Origin of the sequence: Paraburkholderia sp. EG287B (assembly GCF_040965595.1) — a bacterium.
In the GTDB taxonomy this organism is placed as follows: Bacteria; Pseudomonadota; Gammaproteobacteria; order Burkholderiales; family Burkholderiaceae; genus Paraburkholderia.
The window spans coordinates 208452-225216 of record NZ_JBFRCG010000002.1; the positions used below are offsets into that span (position 1 = coordinate 208452).

Sequence of the window (16765 nt, forward strand, 5' to 3'; positions counted from 1 at the left end):
GGTCATCCCTGTTTTTGCTTTGCTGCCGGGCCGAGCACGCGCACCGGCTCGCCCGCCGCGACGTTCAGCGCCGCCGCTTCCGTGGCGCTCAGCGTGAACACGCCGTCGTGCACGACGCCCGGCGCGAAACCCACGCGAAAATCGCCGAGCGACGTATTGGATACGAGGGAGCGCACGCCCTCTTCGGCATGCGCCTCGCCGATCTCGACCGGCACGACCACGCTGTCGCGCACCGTGCGCAAATCGCCGATATGGCATTCGAGCACCGGGCCCGCGTCGAAGATATCGACGTGATTCTCGTAGCGCAGCCCCTCGGCTTCGAGCATGCGGCGTGCGGGAATCGTGTCTGCATGCGTGAGGCCCACGCAAGCCTGCGCTTCCTCGGGCAGCAGTTCGACGTACACCGGGTAACGCGGCATCAGCTCCGCGAGGAACGACTTGCGCCCGTGCGAGCTGAGGTAGTCGGCAGCGTTGAAATCGATTTGATAGAAGTGCGAGCCGACCGCGCGCCAGAACGGCGACGTGCCTTGCGCGTCGAAATGGCCGCGCAATTCCGCGCACAGGCGCTCGGGAAAGCGCTCACGAAACTGCGCGATGAACATGAAGCGCGAGCGCGACAGCAGGCTGCCCACCCCGCCCGTACGATAGCGCGGCGAAAGAAAGAGCGAGCACACTTCGGCGTAGCCCGTGAGATCGTGCGAGATATTGAGCGCGCGCATGCGCGTCCAGATGCCGAGCTCCTGGCTTGCGTGCACCACGGTGCTCACGCGGTAGTTGTAGAACGGCTGCTCCAGGCCCACGGCCGTTTCGATGCCGCAAACGCCCGCCACGTCGCCCGTGGCCGTGTCTTCCATCACGAAGAAGTAGCCCGCTTCGCGTGGCGCGGCCTCGCCTGCGAGCGTGCGCCGCGCGCGCTCGATGCGCGCCTTGAGCGCCTCGCGGTCGGGCTTGAAGGTGGTGAGGCCGGGGCCCGTTTCCTGGGCGAGCGCGACGAGCGCGTCCACGTCGCCCGTTTGCACGACGCGTACCACGATCATTGTGCGTCTCCCATATAAGCGTCCTCTGTTTGCGGGGTGGCGCGATACAGCGGCGCACAGCGCACCGGCTCGCCGTCCTGCACGCCGAGCGCGGCGCGCGCGCTCGCGTCGAGCGGCGCGATGATGCCGGCGCCCTTCTCGCTTTCGGGCAGCGTCGCGAGCACGCAGCGGAACTCGCCCGCATGCTGGCTCGCGACCAGATACGCCGCGCCCTCTCGATTCGTTGCGAGCGCAACTTCACGCACCGTGCGCGTCTCGCTTCCAGCGACGGAAGCCGTGCGATCGACCTGCGCGGTGAGCACCGGACCCGCATCGAAAATATCGACGTAGCGGTCGGGCTCGAAGCCCTCTTCCAGATGAATTTCGTAAGCGAGCAAGGCGCTCGGATCGGGCTCGCCGAGCACGCGCTGCGCGGGCTCCGGCAGCAGCGGCACGTAGAGCGGATAAGCCGGCATCACCTCGGCGATGAAGGTACGGCTGCGTCCGCCCGACGCCAGTTCGATGTCCTTGAAGTCGCGCCCGAAGAATTTGCGCCCGACGGCCTCCCAGAACGGCGACACGCCCTTGTCGTCGGTCACGCCGAGCAGCAGCGTGAACACTTCAGGCGTGAAGCGCCGGCGGTTCATCGCGACGTACATCATGCGTGCGCGCGACATGAGATGCGCGGCCGCGTCGCCGCGCAGCGACGGCTCGATGTAGAAGCCTGCGAGGCGGCTCTTGCCCGTGAGTTCGTGCGACATCGTCAGCGCGTGAATCTTGCGGTTCACGTGCAGCTCGCGCGACGCGTGAATCAGCGCGTCGTTGCGAAACGCGTAGAACGGCTCGGCGTAGCCGGCCGCCGCCACGATGCTCGAGGTGCCGACGAGCCGCCCCGTGGCGGAATCTTCGAGCACGAACAGATAGAACTCCTCACCGGGGAAGTCCACGTCCGCGCGAAACGAATCTTCGGAAAGCGCGATGCGCGCTTCCAGCGCCGCGCGGTCGTGCGGCAGCGAATGCAGCACCGGCTGCGCGGTGCGCGCCATGTGGGCGATCGCGTCGAGATCGGAAAGCCTGGCGGGGCGAACGAATAGCATCGTCGATCCTGTGTGTGCGCTGGGTTGCGGCTGGGTTGCGATTTAGCGTGCGCCGATCACGTCTGCGCAGGCCTGCTCGAAGCGCGCAAAGCCTTCGTCGAGGTCCGCTTCGGGAATGATGAGCGAGGGCGCGAAGCGCAGCACATCCGGCCCGGCAATCAGCATCATCACGCCGCGATTCGCGGCCGCCCCGTTGAAGTCCTTGGCGCGGCCCGCAAAGCGCGCGTTCAGTTCGGCGCCGATCAACAGCCCCTTGCCGCGCACTTCCTTGAACATGTCGAAGCGCTCGTTGAGCTTCGCGAGCTTGCCGCGAATCGCTTCGCCGCGCGCACGCACGCCAGCCAGCAGCGCCGGATCGCTCACGAGCTCGACCACCTTGCCCGCCAGAGCGGCGCCCAGCGGATTGCCGCCATAGGTCGTGCCATGCACGCCCACCTTGAAGTGCGCGGCAATCGCTTCGGTCGTGAGCATCGCGCCGATCGGGAAGCCGTTGCCGAGCGCCTTGGCGGTCGTGAGGATGTCGGGCGTGACGCCCGTATCTTCGTAGGCGTAGAAGTGGCCCGTGCGGCCCACGCCCGTTTGCACTTCGTCGAAAATCAGCAGCGCGCCGTGCGCGTCGCACGCTTCGCGCAGCGCGCGCAGGAACGCGGGATCGGCGGGAATAACCCCGCCCTCGCCCTGCACCGGCTCGACGATCACGGCGCAGGTCTGCGCGCCGATGGCGCGCTTCGCCGCTTCGATGTCGTTGTACGGCAGATGCGTGATGCCGCCCGGCACGGGGCCAAAGCCCTCCGAATACTTGGGCTGGCCGCCCACGCTCACGGTGAAGAAGGTGCGGCCGTGGAACGACTGCGTGAACGAGACGATCTCGAACTTGTCGGCGCCGTGCCGATCGAACGCCACGCGGCGCGCAAGCTTGAGCGCCGCCTCATTGGCCTCCGCACCCGAGTTCGCGAAGAACGCGCGATCGGCGAACGTGAGCGCTTCGAGCTGGCGCGCGAGGCGCAGCACCGGCTCGTTGGTGTAGCCGTTGCCGATGTGCCAGAGCTTGCTGCCCTGCTCCTGCAGCACGCGCAGCAGCTCCGGATGCGCATGGCCCAACGACGTCACGGCGATGCCGCAGGCGAAGTCGATGTAATCGCGGCCCTCGGTGTCCCACACGCGCGAGCCGACACCGCGATCCGGCACGAACGGCGCGGGCGAGAAACACGGCACCATCACTTCGTCGAAGGTCTTGCGGCTCACAGTCTGGTCGTTCATGGCGATTCCTCTTTTACTCAGTGCGTGTCGAATTCGGGGTCGGTGTGCGTTGGGGCCGTGCCCTTTCGCTCAGGTGGCGTTGCATGGGACGGGACTAAGCGCTCCAGCGCCAAGCCCGTCGACACCTGTGCAGTGTAGGCAAGCTGCGCGCAAACGTCTTGCGCAGGCGCGACGCGTTTTTTCGTACGGAACCTGCAAGGTCCGGGCGCTTGCTGCGCCGCGGCCAGCTTCACTGCACTTCCGGCGGCTCGACGAGCGCGCCCGCGCGCGGTTCGGCGGCGGCCCCGCCGTGCTGGCGCTCGATCCAGTTGCGGCGGTCCTCGCGCGGCGTCACGCCGAAGCGCTCGCGGTACGCATTCGAAAAATGCGCCGCCGACGAAAACCCGCACGCGAGACTGATCTGCACCACCGACTTGCTGGTGCGCTGCAATTGCGAGCGCGCCTTGGCAAGGCGCAGGCCCAGGTAATACTTCGACGGCATCGCGCCGAGGTACTGGCGAAACAGCCGCTCGAGCTGCCGCCGCGACACGCCCACGAGATTCGCGATCTCGTCGGTCGTGAGCGGGTCCTCGATATTCGCCTCCATCAGCTTGAGCGCGTCGTTCAGGCGCGGGTGCCGCTCGCCGGGCGCGGTCACGAATGGAATGCGCTGGCGCTCGTCGCCGCTGCGCAGCGTGCTGGCGCCCAGCGCGTCGGCAATGCGCTCGGCGAGTTCCGGGCCATGGTCGCGGCCGATCATCGCGAGCATGAAGTCGAGTGTGGCCTGGCCGCCCGAGCAGGTCGCGCGGTCGCGGTCGATTTCATAGATGTGCTGCGTGACGATGGTGCGCTCGAACTGCTCGGCGAACTGCTGGAAGGTTTCCCAGTTTGCGGCCACGCGGTAGCCCTGCAACTGCCCCGCCATCGCGAGCCACCAGATGCCGTGGTGAATGCCCGTGACGAGTGGCGTGCGCTGCCCCACACGCGCGAGGCTCGCGAGAAAGAGCCGGTAGTCGGCGAACTGCTGGTAGCGCTCGGTCACGACGATCAGCCAGTCGGCTGAAACGGCGTCGCCGAACGCGCAGTCGGCGGGCCACTGCGCGCCACCCGCGAGCGGCACGGGGCGGCCGTTCCACGAGCACATCTGCCAGCGGTACAGCGCGCGGCCGTCGATCTCGTTGGCGAGATTGAGCGCGTCGACGATCGGGCCCACGCCCGACATCGAAACGGGCGGCAGCGCGACGATCGCCACCTGGGTCGTGCGGCTGGCGCGCGCGAGCGGCACCTGGCCCCCGGGCGCGGCGGCCGGAACTGAAGCGGAAGGAAGAGCGGCGGAACGGACCATCGGCAAGACGCGGCGCGAGACTGAACGCGCCGCTTACTTGAGACTGCCGGAGAGGAACTGACGCAAGCGATCGCTCTTCGGCGCGCCGAGCACATCGGCGGGCGAGCCCTCTTCCTCCGTGCGCCCCTGGTGCAGGAACATCACATGATTCGAGACGTTGCGCGCAAAGCCCATTTCGTGGGTGACGACGATCATCGTGCGGCCCTCTTCGGCCAGCTTTTGCATCACCTTGAGCACTTCGCCCACGAGTTCGGGGTCGAGCGCCGAAGTCGGTTCGTCGAACAGCATCACGTCGGGATGCATCGCGAGCGCGCGCGCAATCGCCACGCGCTGCTGCTGGCCGCCCGAAAGATGCGACGGATATTGCTTCTCCACGCGGGGCGCGAGGCCCACTTTCTCCAGATACTGCCGCGCGCGGTCCTCGGCTTCCTTGCGCGGCACGCCGAGCACGTGGATAGGCGCTTCCATCACGTTCTCGAGCACGTTCATGTGCGACCAGAGATTGAAGTGCTGGAACACCATCGCGAGCTTGGTGCGGATGCGCTGCAACTGCTTGTGGTCGGCCACATCCAGGTCGCCGTTGCGGCCCGCCTTGGTGCGCACGGCCTCGCCGTCCACGACGATCTCGCCGGCGTTCGGCTTCTCGAGGAAATTGATGCAGCGCAGGAAGGTGCTCTTGCCCGAACCGCTCGCGCCGATGATGCTGATCACGTCGCCCTTCTTCGCGTCGAGCGAGACGCCCTTGAGCACCTCGTTGTCGCCGTAGCGCTTGTGGATGTCGCGCGCGACGAGCTTGCTATCTGAGGATTGCGTCTGAGCCAAGATGGTCTCCAGTTTCCGGTGTTCCAGTGAATCAGCGGGTGCGCACGGCGAGATGGCCGAGCCAGCGTTTTTCGGCGCGGCGGAACGCGGCCACCAGCACGAACGATACCGCACAGTAGATCAGCGCCGCGAGGCCGAACGACTCGAACGAGCGGTAGGTGGCCGAGTTGGCGTCGCGCGCGACCTTGAGAATGTCGGGCACCGTCGCGGTGAAGGCCACCGTGGTCGCGTGCAGCATCAGGATCACTTCGTTACTGTACAGCGGCAGTGCGCGGCGCAGCGCCGAAGGCAGGATCACGCGCCAGTACATCGTGAACGGGCTCATGCCGTAGGCGCGCGCCGCTTCCACTTCGCCGTGCGAGGTCGCGCGGATCGCGCCCGCGAAAATCTCCGTCGTGTACGCACAGGTGTTGAGCGCGAACGCGAGCACCGCGCAGTTCAGGCCGCTGCGGAAGAACGCGTCGAGCAGCGGCTCCGAACGGATGAACGCGAGACTGTACACGCCCGTGTAGATGAGCAGCAACTGCACGTAGAGCGGCGTGCCGCGAAACACGTAGGTGTAGAAACGCACCGGCAGCGAGAGCCAGCGGCGGCTCGAGACGCGCGCCACGGCGAGCGGCACCGCGCACACGAAGCCGAAGGCGACGGAGATCACGAGCAGCCACAGCGTCATCGCGAGGCCCGAGACATGCTCGCCGTCCCAGTAAAGGAACGCGCGGCCGAATTGCTGGATGATTTCGTTCATGACGGCCTTTTCCTCACAGTTGCGCGTGACGCACGCCCACCGAATAGCGGCGTTCGAGCCAGACGAGCGCGAAGTTCGAGAGCGTGGTGATCGCGAGATAGATGAGCGCCGCGATCACGAGGAAGAAGAACAGGTTGAAGGTGCTGCGGCCCGCGTCCTGGGCGGCCTTCACGACATCGGCGAGACCGATGATCGAGACGAGCGCCGTCGCCTTGACGAGCACCTGCCAGTTGTTGCCGATGCCGGGCAGCGCGAACCGCATCATCTGCGGAAAGAGGATGCGGGCGAACACGCGCGCCCCGCTCATGCCGTAGGCGTGGCCCGCTTCGAGCTGGCCGCGCGGCACCGCGAGAAACGCGCCGCGAAAGGTTTCGGTGAAGTACGCGCCATAAATGAAGCCGAGCGTGACGACGCCGGCCACGAACGGATCGATATCGATCTGCGCCATGCCGAGCGCGTCGGTGGCCTCGTTCACGCCGATCTGGATGCTGTAGAAGAGCAGCAGCATCAGCACGAGGTCGGGCACCGAGCGGATCAGCGTCGTGTAGGCGGTCGCCACGGCCGCGAGCGGCCGGTTGAACGAGAGCTTGGCCGCCGCGCCCGCCAGGCCGAGCAGGACAGCCACGCCGAGCGAGAGGAGCGAAAGTTCGATGGTCTGGATCGTGCCGGCGAGCAGCACCGGGCCAAAGCCGTAAAGGATCACGCGCGTCTCCGGAACAAAGTTGTTTTGTCGTTTCGGGCGGCCTCGCGCGGCACGTGGGCGCCGCCGAAACCGATGAACTGGCGCGGATCGTCTCAGTGCAAAATGGATTGCTCAAACTAGCGCGGCGCGGATATTGCAGTGCAGCATTGCCGCGCGACGCGTCGGCGCGTGCGGATCAGGCCCGCACAGCCGCGGGCGCGATGCTTTTGAAAGGCGGAAAAAAATGCCCCGGCACGCGAGGCGCGCGGGGCATTTACGCAAGTTTGGGGTCGCTTTTTCGATAGGCGCGCGGCGTGCGCGCCGCGACCCGGCGGAGCTTACGCGGCGCGCGTTTGCGTGCCGCGTGCGCTGCCCGCACGGGCGTTCGCGCCGAGCAGCTGTTCGGCGAGCGCGCCGAACAGCAGGCCGATCGTGGTCCAGAGAATGAGCTGCATGCCGATCGACACCGTGCGGAACTTCCACAGCAGCACGGCCGGGAACGCGGCGGGCACCTCGTTGATCGTCGGCAGCGCGAGCTGGACCGCGCCGATCACGACGACGAACAGCACGAGCGCCACGATCGAAGCGTTCCAGACGCCCAGACGCGGCACGAACGCGGCGCGCACCTTGAGCGATAACACCGACACGGCGATCGAGATCGCGATCATCAGGAAGAAGAGCCCGGTTCGATAGCCGATCGTCTCCGGGTCGCCGACCGAGGGCGGATTCGACGGATACTTGATGTTCGGCACCATGTAGATCGCGACGAACGCCGCGAGCGCGAGCCAGGCCGAGAGCGCGCGCGGCGAAAGACGCCCCGCGCGGCCATTCGCATACGCGAAGACGAGCGCAAAGAGCCCGCCGATCGACGCGCCATAGACCATCACGCCCGTGAAGAGACCGAAGCTCGCCTGGGTCTCGCGGCTGACGATTTCGGGCTCGGGCGCTTCGCCCTTCGCGGCGTCCGCTTTCTCCTCGAAGGAAATCGCCTGATCGACCTGGGGCTCGCCCGCGATCTTCGCGAAGCCGAACGTGAGGAGTCCCGCGGCGATGCCTGCGAGCATGCCGCGTACCAGCAACTTGCCAACCATGTTCAGCTCCCGGTCAGTGGCAGGGGAAGCCGAGCAGATGGCGGCCGTCGTGAACGAACTCGTGGACGTACATGCCCGGGAAGATCGCGGTGGCGCCCTGCTCGGCGCCCACGAAGTACAGGGCCAGCAGCAGCATGAGGCCGCCGAAGATCGCCCAGGGCAGGATCTCCCGCAGCGGAATGGGCGCCGGCGCGGCCGGTGCGTGCTGCAAGGGGAATGTGGTTTCGGACATGCTGACTTCTCCTGGGGTTACGCGCCCCGCTAGTCGTTGAAAGAGTGGTTCACGACGCGCAGGTCTGACTTCCGTTGCTTCGATGTTTTCGACGGCAACCAGTTACAGTGGCGCGACCGCGCCGGACTTGCACCGGCTTCCGCGTGTCGTGGAGCCTGTATTCTACGCGCTGCGGCGGCTGGCCGCGGCTCGAATGTCAGCCACAGAGTGGCGAAGCAAAAGGAGAAGCATGTCGACGACAGTCTGGCTGGTGAGCCATGCGGCCAATGCCGCGCTGCGCTCGGGCACGTTCCCGCACGAGCCTGACGTGCCTGTAGCGGGCGGTGACGCCGAAGCAGCGCTCGACGCGCGCGCACTCGAGGCGCTCGCCGCCTGGCGCGAGCGCTGGCACGTGCGGCTGGCCGGCGGTCATCGCCATGGCGAGGCGCCGTGCGCGCTCACGAGTCCCGCAGCGATCGCGCGCGCGAGCGCACGCGCGGCAGGCTTCGCGGGGGCAACGCCAGCTGACGCGCTCGCCGAAGCCGCCTTCGGCGCGTGGCAAGGCCGGCGCCTGACGGATCTCGCGCGGGAAGCGCCCGAAGCCCTTGCGGCATGGACGCGCGATCCAGGCTTCAGGCCGCCAGACGGCGGCGACTCGTTCGACGATGTCCGCGCGCGCGTCGGCGCCTGGCTCGATGCGCTGCCCGAATCGGGACACACCCTGATCGCCTTCACGCACTCGAGCGTGATCCGGGCGGCGATTCTTCACGCGCTGGGCGCGCCGTCGTCGGGTTTTCGCTCGATCGAAATCGCGCCGCTTGCCGTGACGGCGCTGCGCCGCTCGGAGCACGGCTGGGTATGGCTCGCAGCGATGGACTGAGACAGGGACGGCATTCCTTGATCTGCGTCCATGCGCCGCGAAACTACACGTATCAACGCGTTGACACACACCTATCCGAGGCCTAGCATCGGGACTGTATCAACCACGTAGATACACCGCGATCAGGTATGGACATCAAGCTCAACACGTTATTGGCCAGGCGGCTGATTCAGTACGAGGACGAAATGGCGATACAAACCCTGAAGCGTTGGGGAAACAGCCTTGCGGTGCGCATTCCGGCCAGCCTTGCCAGCAAGCTGGCGTTGGCAGAGGGACAGGAAGTCGAGGTGGAAGTCGAAGATGGGTCGCTCACGGTTCGCCCGCATACGGCGATCCGGCGCTTCTCGCGCGAGCGCTATTTGCAGCAGTTGCGCGAGAGGAAGCTCGAGCCGCACCCGCTCGTCGACTTCGGCCAGCCGCAAGGCACCGAGATCGGCGGACCCGATGACCCCACGCGTTTCGACCCATGGTAAGGAACGCATGAAGAACGCCACACCAGACGCAGGCGACATCCTCTGGCTCAACGTCGGGCCGGGTGCGGGCAGCGAGCAGGACGGCTATCGCCCTGCGCTCGTCCTCACCGACGCCGAGTTCAACGAACTGACAGGCCGCTTCATCGGGCTGCCCATCACCAGCACCATTCACGGGTGGGAGTCGGAAATCCCCATCGGCGGCCTTGCCAGGCCTTGCGTCGCGATGGCCGACCAGATCACCACGCTTTCGCTCGCGGGCAGAGTCTGGCGGCACAAAGGGGAAACGGCGACAGCCGAGGAACTGGAGGCAGCGAAATTCGCCGTCGCCGGCATTCTGGCGCTGTAGCCAGCAACACACTGGAAGCGCCCTAATCCAGTCCCAACTGCGCCTTGATGGCCGGCATCATGTACTGCACGGCCGCGCGCCCTTCCTCGATGGCGGGCGCGGCGCGATGAAAGTCGAAGATCCCCATGCCGCCCAGGCGCGGCTGGATCAGCACGTCGGCGGGCTCGCCTGCCAGGCGGCTGCGCGTAATGCGCACCTGCATGATGTCGATGCTCTGCGCCACCGAGCTCAACACGGAAGGCACGCGCGTGCTGGGCGGCGGCGCCACGCGCACGTCCGGGCCGCCAGCCGCGCCGGGGCCTGCAGGCTGCAGCCAGCGCGGAAAGCGCTTGCCGTTGCGGCGCAGGAGCGGTTCGGGCGCCGCTTCGCTGGTTTCAGCACCATTGGCGCCACCGCTGGCCGCTCCGGCAGCCGATGCCGCCGTCACCGCGTCGCTCGCCTCCACGGGCAGCTCGCGCGGCATCGTGTCGATCGCGCCGCCCAGGTCGCGGCCGTTGAGAATGTCGTGATTGAGGTCGATGGCGATCACGGTGTCCGCGCGCATCGCCCGCGCGGCGGACACCGGCACCGGGTTGCTCAGTCCGCCGTCCACGAGCCACACGCCGTCATGCCAGATCGGCGTGAAGATGCCGGGAATCGCGATCGACGCGCGCACGGCATCCACCACGCCGCCGTCGCGCAGCCAGACTTCGCGCCCCGTGTCGAGTTCGGTGGCGACGGCCGTGAACGGCAGCTTCAGGTCATCGATCGAGCGGCCGTTGAACTGGTGCGCAAACAGGTCGATCACCTTGCGCCCGCCGAGCAGGCCGCCCGAAAAACGCAAGTCGAGCAGGCGCACCACGGTCTGCCAGGTGAGCTTGCCCACCCAGTCCTCGAGCCAGTCGAGATCGCCGTTCGCGTACACGGCACCGACCAGCGCACCAATCGACGTACCGCACACCACGTCGGGCTTGATGCCGGCTTCCTCGAGTGCACGAATCGCGCCGATATGCGCCCAGCCGCGCGCCGCTCCACCGCCGAGCACGAGTCCCACACGCTTGGGCCGTCGCCGGTTCATCATGCGCGCCTCCTTGCGTGGCCCTGGGTCGACTGAATCAACTGAGTCAACTGAGTCAGCGACCGCGGATCACGTCCGAGCGCGAGGTCGTCGTGACCCGCCCGTCCGGTCCGAAATGCACGTTGAAATACGCTTCGGGCGTCACGCCCCCTTCCAGCCACTTCCAGCTCCACACCGTCTCCTTCTTCAAGCGATAGCCGGCCACCTGCCCAGGTTTACCGAGCAAACGGCGGACCTCATCCTCACTCATGCCGACATGGATCTTCGCGAAGTTTTCCGCCGTGAGCGCCTGAGTAATGGCCACGAGGCGCCCGTTCGGACCGATGTCGACCATCCAGGTCTTGAGGCCCTGCGGGCCGCGCGGATATTCGAGGCGGCGCGAGCCGTCGTCGAACACGCGCTCGGTCTCGGGCTTGCCCATTTGCCCGCGCACCTGCTCGAGCGTGGAAACGCCGGGCGTGAGGCCCTTGAGCAGCAGCGCGTCGGGCTTCACGGAATCGAAGAACGCCTTGAATCCCTGCCGGATGGTGTCGAGCATGGCATCGAACTGGCGATCGTCGCAGCCGGAAAGCGTGAACGCCGCCGTGGCGGCGCACGCGAGCGCGAGCGAACGCGTGAGTGAAAACGTGGGCTTCATGTCCTTGCTAACGCATCAACATGGGCTTGCGTCTACGCGCGCCGATCCGGCGCGCCACGACATGCCCACAATGTACCGTCAATGGACCTGATCGTGCTGCGAGTCCCGCTTCGGACGGAGCGCGCGTGCGGACACGCTCGCCGCGGCGGGCAGCGCATCGGCAGACTGTGTGGCAGACTGCGCGCCGTAGCGCATGGCGCGACGCGTGCGAACGATTTCCGCGGCCTGCCACGAGAGCAGCGCGAACACGCCGAACACCACTTCGCGCATGCGCTTGACGAGCGCGAGCGAGAACGCCACGTCCTGGCTCACGCCAAAAAGCTGCGCAAGCAGCACCACGGCGACTTCCTGCACGCCGAGGCCCGCGGGCACCATGAAGGCGGCATGGCGCACGGCCTGGGTGATGGCCTCGATGGCGAGCGCGTCGCCCACCGTCACCGGATGGCCGAGCAGCGCGAGCGCCCACCACGTCTCGAACGCGCCGAGCATGTAGCCGGCGAGCTGCCAGAAGAAAGCGCGAAACATGAGGCCCGTGCGCGACATCAGCGCGTCGAGATCGGCATCGAGCTGCTTGCCGTCGATGCCGAGCATGAGCGGATTGTCGGCGCCGAGCAGCTTCGCGGCCCAGCGTTCGATCGCATGGAAAACGCCGCCGCGCCGCACCAGAAACACCGCGAGCACCGGCAGCGGCGCCGAGAGCACGAGCGCCAGTGCGAGCGTGACGATGGTGCGCAGCGAACCGCCATCGCCGGTCGCCGCGACGATCAGCACGACGCCGAGCGCCGAGAACGCGTATTGCACGGCGATCGTCACGAACACCTCGACGATCACCGAAGCCGTGACCTCGCTCGCATTGCGCACCTTCCAGCGCGCGAGGCGAATACCGACGAGTTCGCCGCCCACGCCGACCACGGGCAGCAACCGGTTCACGGCCTCGCGCACGGTCGCGGTCCACCAGAGGAAGCTCAGCGGTGCGCGCTTGTCGAGCAGGAGGCGCCACGCGTGAGCGTCGAGCAGGAGCGGCAGCGCGTGGAACGGCACGAGCCAGAGCAGCATGGGGCCTGCCGTGCCGATCACGCGCAGCACGTCGTGCGCGCCGTTATGGACCACGAGACCGATCAGGATGGCGATCCCGACGGGCAGGCCCAGCCATTGCAGCCACTTCATGACACCTGCACCTCGGGGCCGCGCGACGCGGCGGGATCGGAGCCCGAAGCCGCGCCGAAGAAGACGTCGGTGAAGCCGCCGCGGCGCACGCCCGCCTGCGCGAGCGCTGCGGCCACGCGCGGCGAGATCAGCGCGCCGAATTCGTCGGCGTGGCGATATGTCAGCATCGACGGCGTGATGGGTCCTTCGTGCGCTTCATCGGCGAGCGCCGGATGGCAGTAGATCTCGCCCACGCCCTGCGCGGGCAGATGCGCGAGCGCGTCGAGCACGGCGGCCTCGTCCATTGCGCCAGTCTTCGCGATGCCGACCACGTAGTCGTTGTGCGCAACCCCCGCACGCGCGAGCCGCGCGCGCACGAGCGCGAGCCAGGGCTTGAGCGCGAACGGCGCGCCTGCCTCGAGCGGCAGACGCATCGCGCGCAGACCGTAGTCGCGGCCGATCTCGAGGATCAGCGCGAGCACCGTGGGATGCAGATGAAAATGCTTGTGCGTGTTCACGTGATCGAGCGCGAGCCCGGTCGCCGCGAACGCTTCGAACTGCGCGCGGATCTCCTTCGCGAGCTGCCTGCGCACGTGCGGCAGGAAGAAGAAGCGCACGCCGTCGCGGACCATGTTGTCGCCGAAACGCCCTTGCGCATCGACGAGCGCGGGAATCTGCTCGCGCGGCAGCATGGCCGCGCCGTCCGCCAGCACCAGATGCAGCCCCACGCGCAAACCCGGCGTGCGGCGCGCCCGCGCCACGGCGTCCGCCGCGGCGGGCGCGGCCACCATCAGACTCGCGCAGTCGAGCACGCCCTCGCGATGCGCACGCTCCACCGCCGCATTGACCCGCTCGTGCAGGCCAAAGTCGTCGGCGGTGAAGATGAGCGCGCGCGCATCGGGGGACGAGCGGTCCATCATGCCTCGTGTGCGCGCAGGAAGCGGAAGAACTCCACGCCTTCGCGCAGACGCCGCTTCATCATGTCCCAGCTCGTGAGCATCTCTCGCACGATCTCCCAGATCTTCGACGGACGGAAATAGAACTGGCGATAAAACTGTTCCAGGTGGTGATAGATCTCGTCGCGCGACAGATGCGCATAGCCGATCGCGGCCAGTTGCACGCCCGATTTCGAAACGAGGTTGATGGTCTTGTTCTCTTCCATCCAGCCGTTTTCCACGGCCTGCTTGTACAGCGTCGTGCCCGGATACGGCGCGGCGAGCGACACCTGAATCGTATGCGGATTGATTTCCTTCGCGTACTCGATCGTCTTCCTGATCGTTTCCTGCGTCTCGCCCGGCAGCCCCAGAATGAAGGTGCCGTGCACCTTGATGCCGAGCTTCTTGCAGTCGGCGCTGAAGCGGCGCGCGAAATCCGTGCGCACGCCCTTCTTGATGTTCACGAGAATCTGGTCGTCGCCCGACTCGAAGCCCACGAGCAGGAGGCGCAGGCCGTTTTCCTTCATGACCTTCAGCGTCTTGTACGGCACGTTCGCCTTCGCGTTGCACGACCACGTCCAGCCGAGCTTGCCGAGGCCAATGGCGATCTCTTCAGCACGCGGCAGGTTGTCGGTGAAGGTGTCGTCGTCGAACATGAGTTCCTTGACTTCCGGCATGTTCTCGCGGATCCACTTCGCTTCCTCGAGCACGTTCTCGACCGAACGCGTGCGGTAGACGTGGCCGCTCACGGTCTGCGGCCACAGGCAGAACGTGCAGCGCGACTTGCAGCCCCGGCCCGTGTAGATCGACACGTACGGGTAGTTCAGGTAGCCGATGAAGTAATTCTCGATCTTCAGGTCGCGCTTGTAGATCGGCGCGACGAACGGCAGCGAGTCCATGTCTTCCAGCACCGGACGGCCCGGGTTGTGCTCGATCGAGCCGTCCTTCGCGCGCCAGGAGATGCCCTTGACCTCGGCGAGCGGCATGCCTTCGGCGATTTCCTTGCAGGTGAAGTCGAATTCCTCGCGGCAGACGAAATCGATCGCCTCGCTTGCCGTGAGCGAATTGTGCGGATCGACCTGCACCTTCGCGCCCACCAGCCCGATGACGATCGACGGCTTGCGCTTCTTGAGGTCTTCGCAGAACAGCGCGTCGGTCGGGAACGACGGCGTGCTCGTGTGGATGATGACGAGGTCGTACGCGGCTGCAATCTTCAGCGTCTCTTCGACGGAGAGGCTGTCGGCCGGCGCGTCGAGCACGCGGCTGTCGGGCACGAGGGCCGCGGGCTGCGCGAGCCAGGTGGGATACCAGAACGAGCGGATCTCGCGCTTTGCCTGGTAGCGCGAGCCCGCGCCACCGTCGAAGCCGTCATACGACGGGGCCTGCAGAAACAGCGTTTTCATGCGATGAGTGCTCCGGGTACCCGTACTGTGTCGGGTGATGATTGAGGTGACAATTCGGTAAAAAGCGCGCTACAAAAGCGCGGTATAAAAGCGACGCCTCAGCGAGCGTCCGATCCTTCGACGGCAGGCCGCCGCGTGCTCGCGGGCCTCGCCATGGCGGAATGCGCTTCGGCCTCGGGGTTGGCGACGCTCACGCGCACGCCGCGCCAGATCACGTGCGAGCCGAACGCGGCCGAAAGCCACTGCAGGGCCAGCAGCACGTCGCGCAGCGGCACGAGCGGCAAATCGCGCCAGAACCCGCGCCAGCTTCCGCTCGCTCGCGCGTGCAGTATCAAACGCGCAATGATACCCGCCATCGTGGCCGTGGCGAGCCCGGCCAGCGCCGCGCGCGTCGTCGCGCACGCGCCGATGCCCGCGCCCGCAGCGAGCAGGCCGTAGAACAGCGCGCCCAGCACGAGCCACGGCGTGGGAAACGTAATGAACAGCGAAGCGAAGCCCGCCGGATTCACCGAGCGGATGGTGCGCAGCCAGCGCGTCTCGCGCAGCCAAAGCGAGCCGAAGGTCGGCTCGATCACGTCGGTGGCGACCACCACGGGCGCCAGCACCGTGGCGAGGCCGTGATCGCGCGCATAGCGGGCGAGCAGATAGTCGTCGGCAAGGCAGTCCTTGAGTGCGGCGAAACCGCCGATGCGCTCGAGCGTCGCACGGGAAAGCGCGAGCGTCGCGCCAAAACCGAACGCGCGCGAACCTGTGGAATGCGCCACGCGCACCGAAGGCGCGAACCACTCGTTGATGAAGAGCGCGCCCACGCGGGGCCAGAAACCGCCGATGCTGCGGGCGCTGTAGAGACAGGTCACGACGCCCACGTCCGGGTCGGCGAGCGGCGCGGTGACGATCTCCAGATAGTCGGGCTCGACGGCGATATCGCTGTCGGCCACGACGATCGCGTCGTAGCGCGCGCGCGCCGCCAGATTGATGAGGTTGCTCACCTTGAGATTGCTGCCGTGCACACGCGGGTCGATCACGAGCTCGATGTCGTGGCCGGGATATGCCGCCTGCAACCGGCGCACCACGGCAATGGCCGGGTCCGCCGGCGACGACACGCCGAACAGCAACTGAAAACGCGGATGCCGCTGCTCGCAGAAGGTCGCGAGATTCTCATAGAGGCGCGGCTCGGCGCCGCACAAGGGCTTGAGCACGCTCACGGGCTGCGGTTGCGCACGGCGCGCGCGGCACGCCGCTTCGCGTACGAGCGCGGCCGAACCGAGGCGCGGCATCGTCAGCGCGGCAACGAGGCCGTAGAAAGCGGCCACGCCGCACAGCACGACCACGACCCAGACGAGCACGGGCCAGGGCGCCGGGATGGCGAAAACCTGCGCCACCGTCATGACGCGCCGCCTTGGCCGGTCACGTGGGCCGAGCCGCGCTCGCCGCGGGCTGCGCGCAAGGGGAGAAGCTCCTGCGGTGCCCCGACCCGAATTCGCGTTTCACCACGTACCATTTCCCTGCCCTGAAAATCCAGAAATAAGCCGCGCATCTTAGCCGCATTACGCATTTGAAGCGTGAAACCAGACAACGGATGCCGGTTTGCAGGATGCGAGGTCATTGAACAAACAACGAATGGAGATAAACCATCGTAT

18 protein-coding genes and 1 riboswitch are annotated in these 16765 nt (G+C 66.9%); of the genes, 3 read left to right on the forward strand and 15 right to left on the reverse strand.

The annotated features are described in order from the left end of the window. Positions 1-2: 2 nt before the first annotated feature. The 9 genes from astA to AB4Y40_RS03710 all read right to left on the reverse strand — a co-directional run bounded on the left by astA (position 3) and on the right by AB4Y40_RS03710 (position 8269). Complete coding sequence (astA, locus tag AB4Y40_RS03670; RefSeq protein WP_368686479.1) at positions 3-1037, reverse strand: arginine N-succinyltransferase; 1035 nt, start codon at positions 1035-1037, stop codon at positions 3-5. Further along, positions 1034-2113, reverse strand: coding sequence for an arginine/ornithine succinyltransferase subunit alpha (gene aruF, locus AB4Y40_RS03675; protein WP_368686480.1), 1080 nt, complete (start codon positions 2111-2113; stop codon positions 1034-1036). Before aruF ends, astA begins: the two co-directional genes overlap by 4 nt. A gap of 42 nt (positions 2114-2155) precedes the next feature. Continuing rightward, positions 2156-3373 carry an aspartate aminotransferase family protein gene (locus AB4Y40_RS03680; RefSeq protein WP_368686481.1) on the reverse strand — a complete coding sequence of 406 codons (1218 nt, stop codon included), beginning with the start codon at positions 3371-3373 and terminating at the stop codon, positions 2156-2158. A 229-nt stretch (positions 3374-3602) separates the two neighbouring features. After that, a complete protein-coding gene (locus AB4Y40_RS03685) occupies positions 3603-4697 on the reverse strand; it encodes a GlxA family transcriptional regulator (RefSeq protein WP_368686482.1) in 1095 nt (364 codons plus the stop codon). Positions 4698-4730: 33 nt separating this feature from the next. Continuing rightward, positions 4731-5519, reverse strand: a complete 789-nt coding sequence (locus AB4Y40_RS03690; RefSeq protein WP_368686483.1) for an ABC transporter ATP-binding protein — start codon at positions 5517-5519, stop codon at positions 4731-4733. Positions 5520-5550: 31 nt separating this feature from the next. After that, a complete protein-coding gene (locus AB4Y40_RS03695) occupies positions 5551-6264 on the reverse strand; it encodes an ABC transporter permease (protein WP_158758056.1) in 714 nt (237 codons plus the stop codon). A gap of 13 nt (positions 6265-6277) precedes the next feature. Further along, on the reverse strand, positions 6278-6967 hold the full coding sequence (locus AB4Y40_RS03700) for an ABC transporter permease (RefSeq protein WP_028204762.1): 690 nt from the start codon (positions 6965-6967) through the stop codon (positions 6278-6280). 317 nt (positions 6968-7284) lie between these two features. Then, positions 7285-8037, reverse strand: a complete 753-nt coding sequence (locus AB4Y40_RS03705; RefSeq protein ID WP_368686484.1) for a CbtA family protein — start codon at positions 8035-8037, stop codon at positions 7285-7287. A 13-nt stretch (positions 8038-8050) separates the two neighbouring features. After that, the gene (locus AB4Y40_RS03710) at positions 8051-8269 is read right to left on the reverse strand and encodes a CbtB-domain containing protein (protein WP_368686485.1); all 219 of its coding nucleotides are present in this window, start codon (positions 8267-8269) and stop codon (positions 8051-8053) included. A gap of 39 nt (positions 8270-8308) precedes the next feature. Continuing rightward, positions 8309-8454: riboswitch (cobalamin riboswitch) on the reverse strand. A gap of 44 nt (positions 8455-8498) precedes the next feature. On the opposite strand from AB4Y40_RS03710, the gene AB4Y40_RS03715 reads away from it, so the two are divergent. The 3 genes from AB4Y40_RS03715 (at position 8499) to AB4Y40_RS03725 (ending at position 9947) form a co-directional block, all read left to right on the forward strand. After that, positions 8499-9128 (forward strand): histidine phosphatase family protein, encoded by a 630-nt coding sequence (locus AB4Y40_RS03715; protein ID WP_368686486.1) that lies wholly within the window; start codon positions 8499-8501, stop codon positions 9126-9128. A 128-nt stretch (positions 9129-9256) separates the two neighbouring features. Next, positions 9257-9601 (forward strand): AbrB/MazE/SpoVT family DNA-binding domain-containing protein, encoded by a 345-nt coding sequence (locus tag AB4Y40_RS03720; protein ID WP_368686487.1) that lies wholly within the window; start codon positions 9257-9259, stop codon positions 9599-9601. A 7-nt stretch (positions 9602-9608) separates the two neighbouring features. Beyond that, positions 9609-9947 carry a type II toxin-antitoxin system PemK/MazF family toxin gene (locus AB4Y40_RS03725; RefSeq protein WP_368686488.1) on the forward strand — a complete coding sequence of 113 codons (339 nt, stop codon included), beginning with the start codon at positions 9609-9611 and terminating at the stop codon, positions 9945-9947. A gap of 22 nt (positions 9948-9969) precedes the next feature. On the opposite strand, the gene AB4Y40_RS03730 is transcribed toward AB4Y40_RS03725, so the two are convergent. The 6 genes from AB4Y40_RS03730 to hpnI form a co-directional block, all read right to left on the reverse strand. After that, positions 9970-11007 (reverse strand): patatin-like phospholipase family protein, encoded by a 1038-nt coding sequence (locus AB4Y40_RS03730; RefSeq protein ID WP_368686489.1) that lies wholly within the window; start codon positions 11005-11007, stop codon positions 9970-9972. A 52-nt stretch (positions 11008-11059) separates the two neighbouring features. Next, complete coding sequence (locus AB4Y40_RS03735) at positions 11060-11641, reverse strand: hypothetical protein (protein WP_368686490.1); 582 nt, start codon at positions 11639-11641, stop codon at positions 11060-11062. Between the two features lie 78 nt (positions 11642-11719). Next, on the reverse strand, positions 11720-12808 hold the full coding sequence (locus tag AB4Y40_RS03740) for a lysylphosphatidylglycerol synthase domain-containing protein (protein WP_368686491.1): 1089 nt from the start codon (positions 12806-12808) through the stop codon (positions 11720-11722). Then, positions 12805-13704, reverse strand: coding sequence for a hopanoid biosynthesis-associated protein HpnK (hpnK, locus tag AB4Y40_RS03745; RefSeq protein WP_368686714.1), 900 nt, complete (start codon positions 13702-13704; stop codon positions 12805-12807). The genes AB4Y40_RS03740 and hpnK overlap by 4 nt, the downstream gene beginning before the upstream one ends. Further along, on the reverse strand, positions 13704-15125 hold the full coding sequence (gene hpnJ, locus AB4Y40_RS03750) for a hopanoid biosynthesis associated radical SAM protein HpnJ (protein WP_368686492.1): 1422 nt from the start codon (positions 15123-15125) through the stop codon (positions 13704-13706). Before hpnJ ends, hpnK begins: the two co-directional genes overlap by 1 nt. A 98-nt stretch (positions 15126-15223) precedes the next feature. Beyond that, positions 15224-16513 carry a bacteriohopanetetrol glucosamine biosynthesis glycosyltransferase HpnI gene (gene hpnI / locus AB4Y40_RS03755; RefSeq protein WP_368686493.1) on the reverse strand — a complete coding sequence of 430 codons (1290 nt, stop codon included), beginning with the start codon at positions 16511-16513 and terminating at the stop codon, positions 15224-15226. Positions 16514-16765: the final 252 nt, after the last annotated feature.

Coding starts and splice junctions, on each gene's coding strand:
- astA (WP_368686479.1), bottom strand. CDS start 1,037: ATGATCGTGGTACGCGTCGTGCAAACGGGCGACGTGGACGCGCTCGTC.
- aruF (WP_368686480.1), bottom strand. CDS start 2,113: ATGCTATTCGTTCGCCCCGCCAGGCTTTCCGATCTCGACGCGATCGCC.
- AB4Y40_RS03680 (WP_368686481.1), bottom strand. CDS start 3,373: ATGAACGACCAGACTGTGAGCCGCAAGACCTTCGACGAAGTGATGGTG.
- AB4Y40_RS03685 (WP_368686482.1), bottom strand. CDS start 4,697: ATGGTCCGTTCCGCCGCTCTTCCTTCCGCTTCAGTTCCGGCCGCCGCG.
- AB4Y40_RS03695 (WP_158758056.1), bottom strand. CDS start 6,264: ATGAACGAAATCATCCAGCAATTCGGCCGCGCGTTCCTTTACTGGGAC.
- AB4Y40_RS03705 (WP_368686484.1), bottom strand. CDS start 8,037: ATGGTTGGCAAGTTGCTGGTACGCGGCATGCTCGCAGGCATCGCCGCG.
- AB4Y40_RS03710 (WP_368686485.1), bottom strand. CDS start 8,269: ATGTCCGAAACCACATTCCCCTTGCAGCACGCACCGGCCGCGCCGGCG.
- AB4Y40_RS03715 (WP_368686486.1), top strand. CDS start 8,499: ATGTCGACGACAGTCTGGCTGGTGAGCCATGCGGCCAATGCCGCGCTG.
- AB4Y40_RS03720 (WP_368686487.1), top strand. CDS start 9,257: ATGGACATCAAGCTCAACACGTTATTGGCCAGGCGGCTGATTCAGTAC.
- AB4Y40_RS03725 (WP_368686488.1), top strand. CDS start 9,609: ATGAAGAACGCCACACCAGACGCAGGCGACATCCTCTGGCTCAACGTC.
- AB4Y40_RS03730 (WP_368686489.1), bottom strand. CDS start 11,007: ATGATGAACCGGCGACGGCCCAAGCGTGTGGGACTCGTGCTCGGCGGT.
- AB4Y40_RS03735 (WP_368686490.1), bottom strand. CDS start 11,641: ATGAAGCCCACGTTTTCACTCACGCGTTCGCTCGCGCTCGCGTGCGCC.
- AB4Y40_RS03740 (WP_368686491.1), bottom strand. CDS start 12,808: ATGAAGTGGCTGCAATGGCTGGGCCTGCCCGTCGGGATCGCCATCCTG.
- hpnK (WP_368686714.1), bottom strand. CDS start 13,704: ATGGACCGCTCGTCCCCCGATGCGCGCGCGCTCATCTTCACCGCCGAC.
- hpnJ (WP_368686492.1), bottom strand. CDS start 15,125: ATGAAAACGCTGTTTCTGCAGGCCCCGTCGTATGACGGCTTCGACGGT.
- hpnI (WP_368686493.1), bottom strand. CDS start 16,513: ATGACGGTGGCGCAGGTTTTCGCCATCCCGGCGCCCTGGCCCGTGCTC.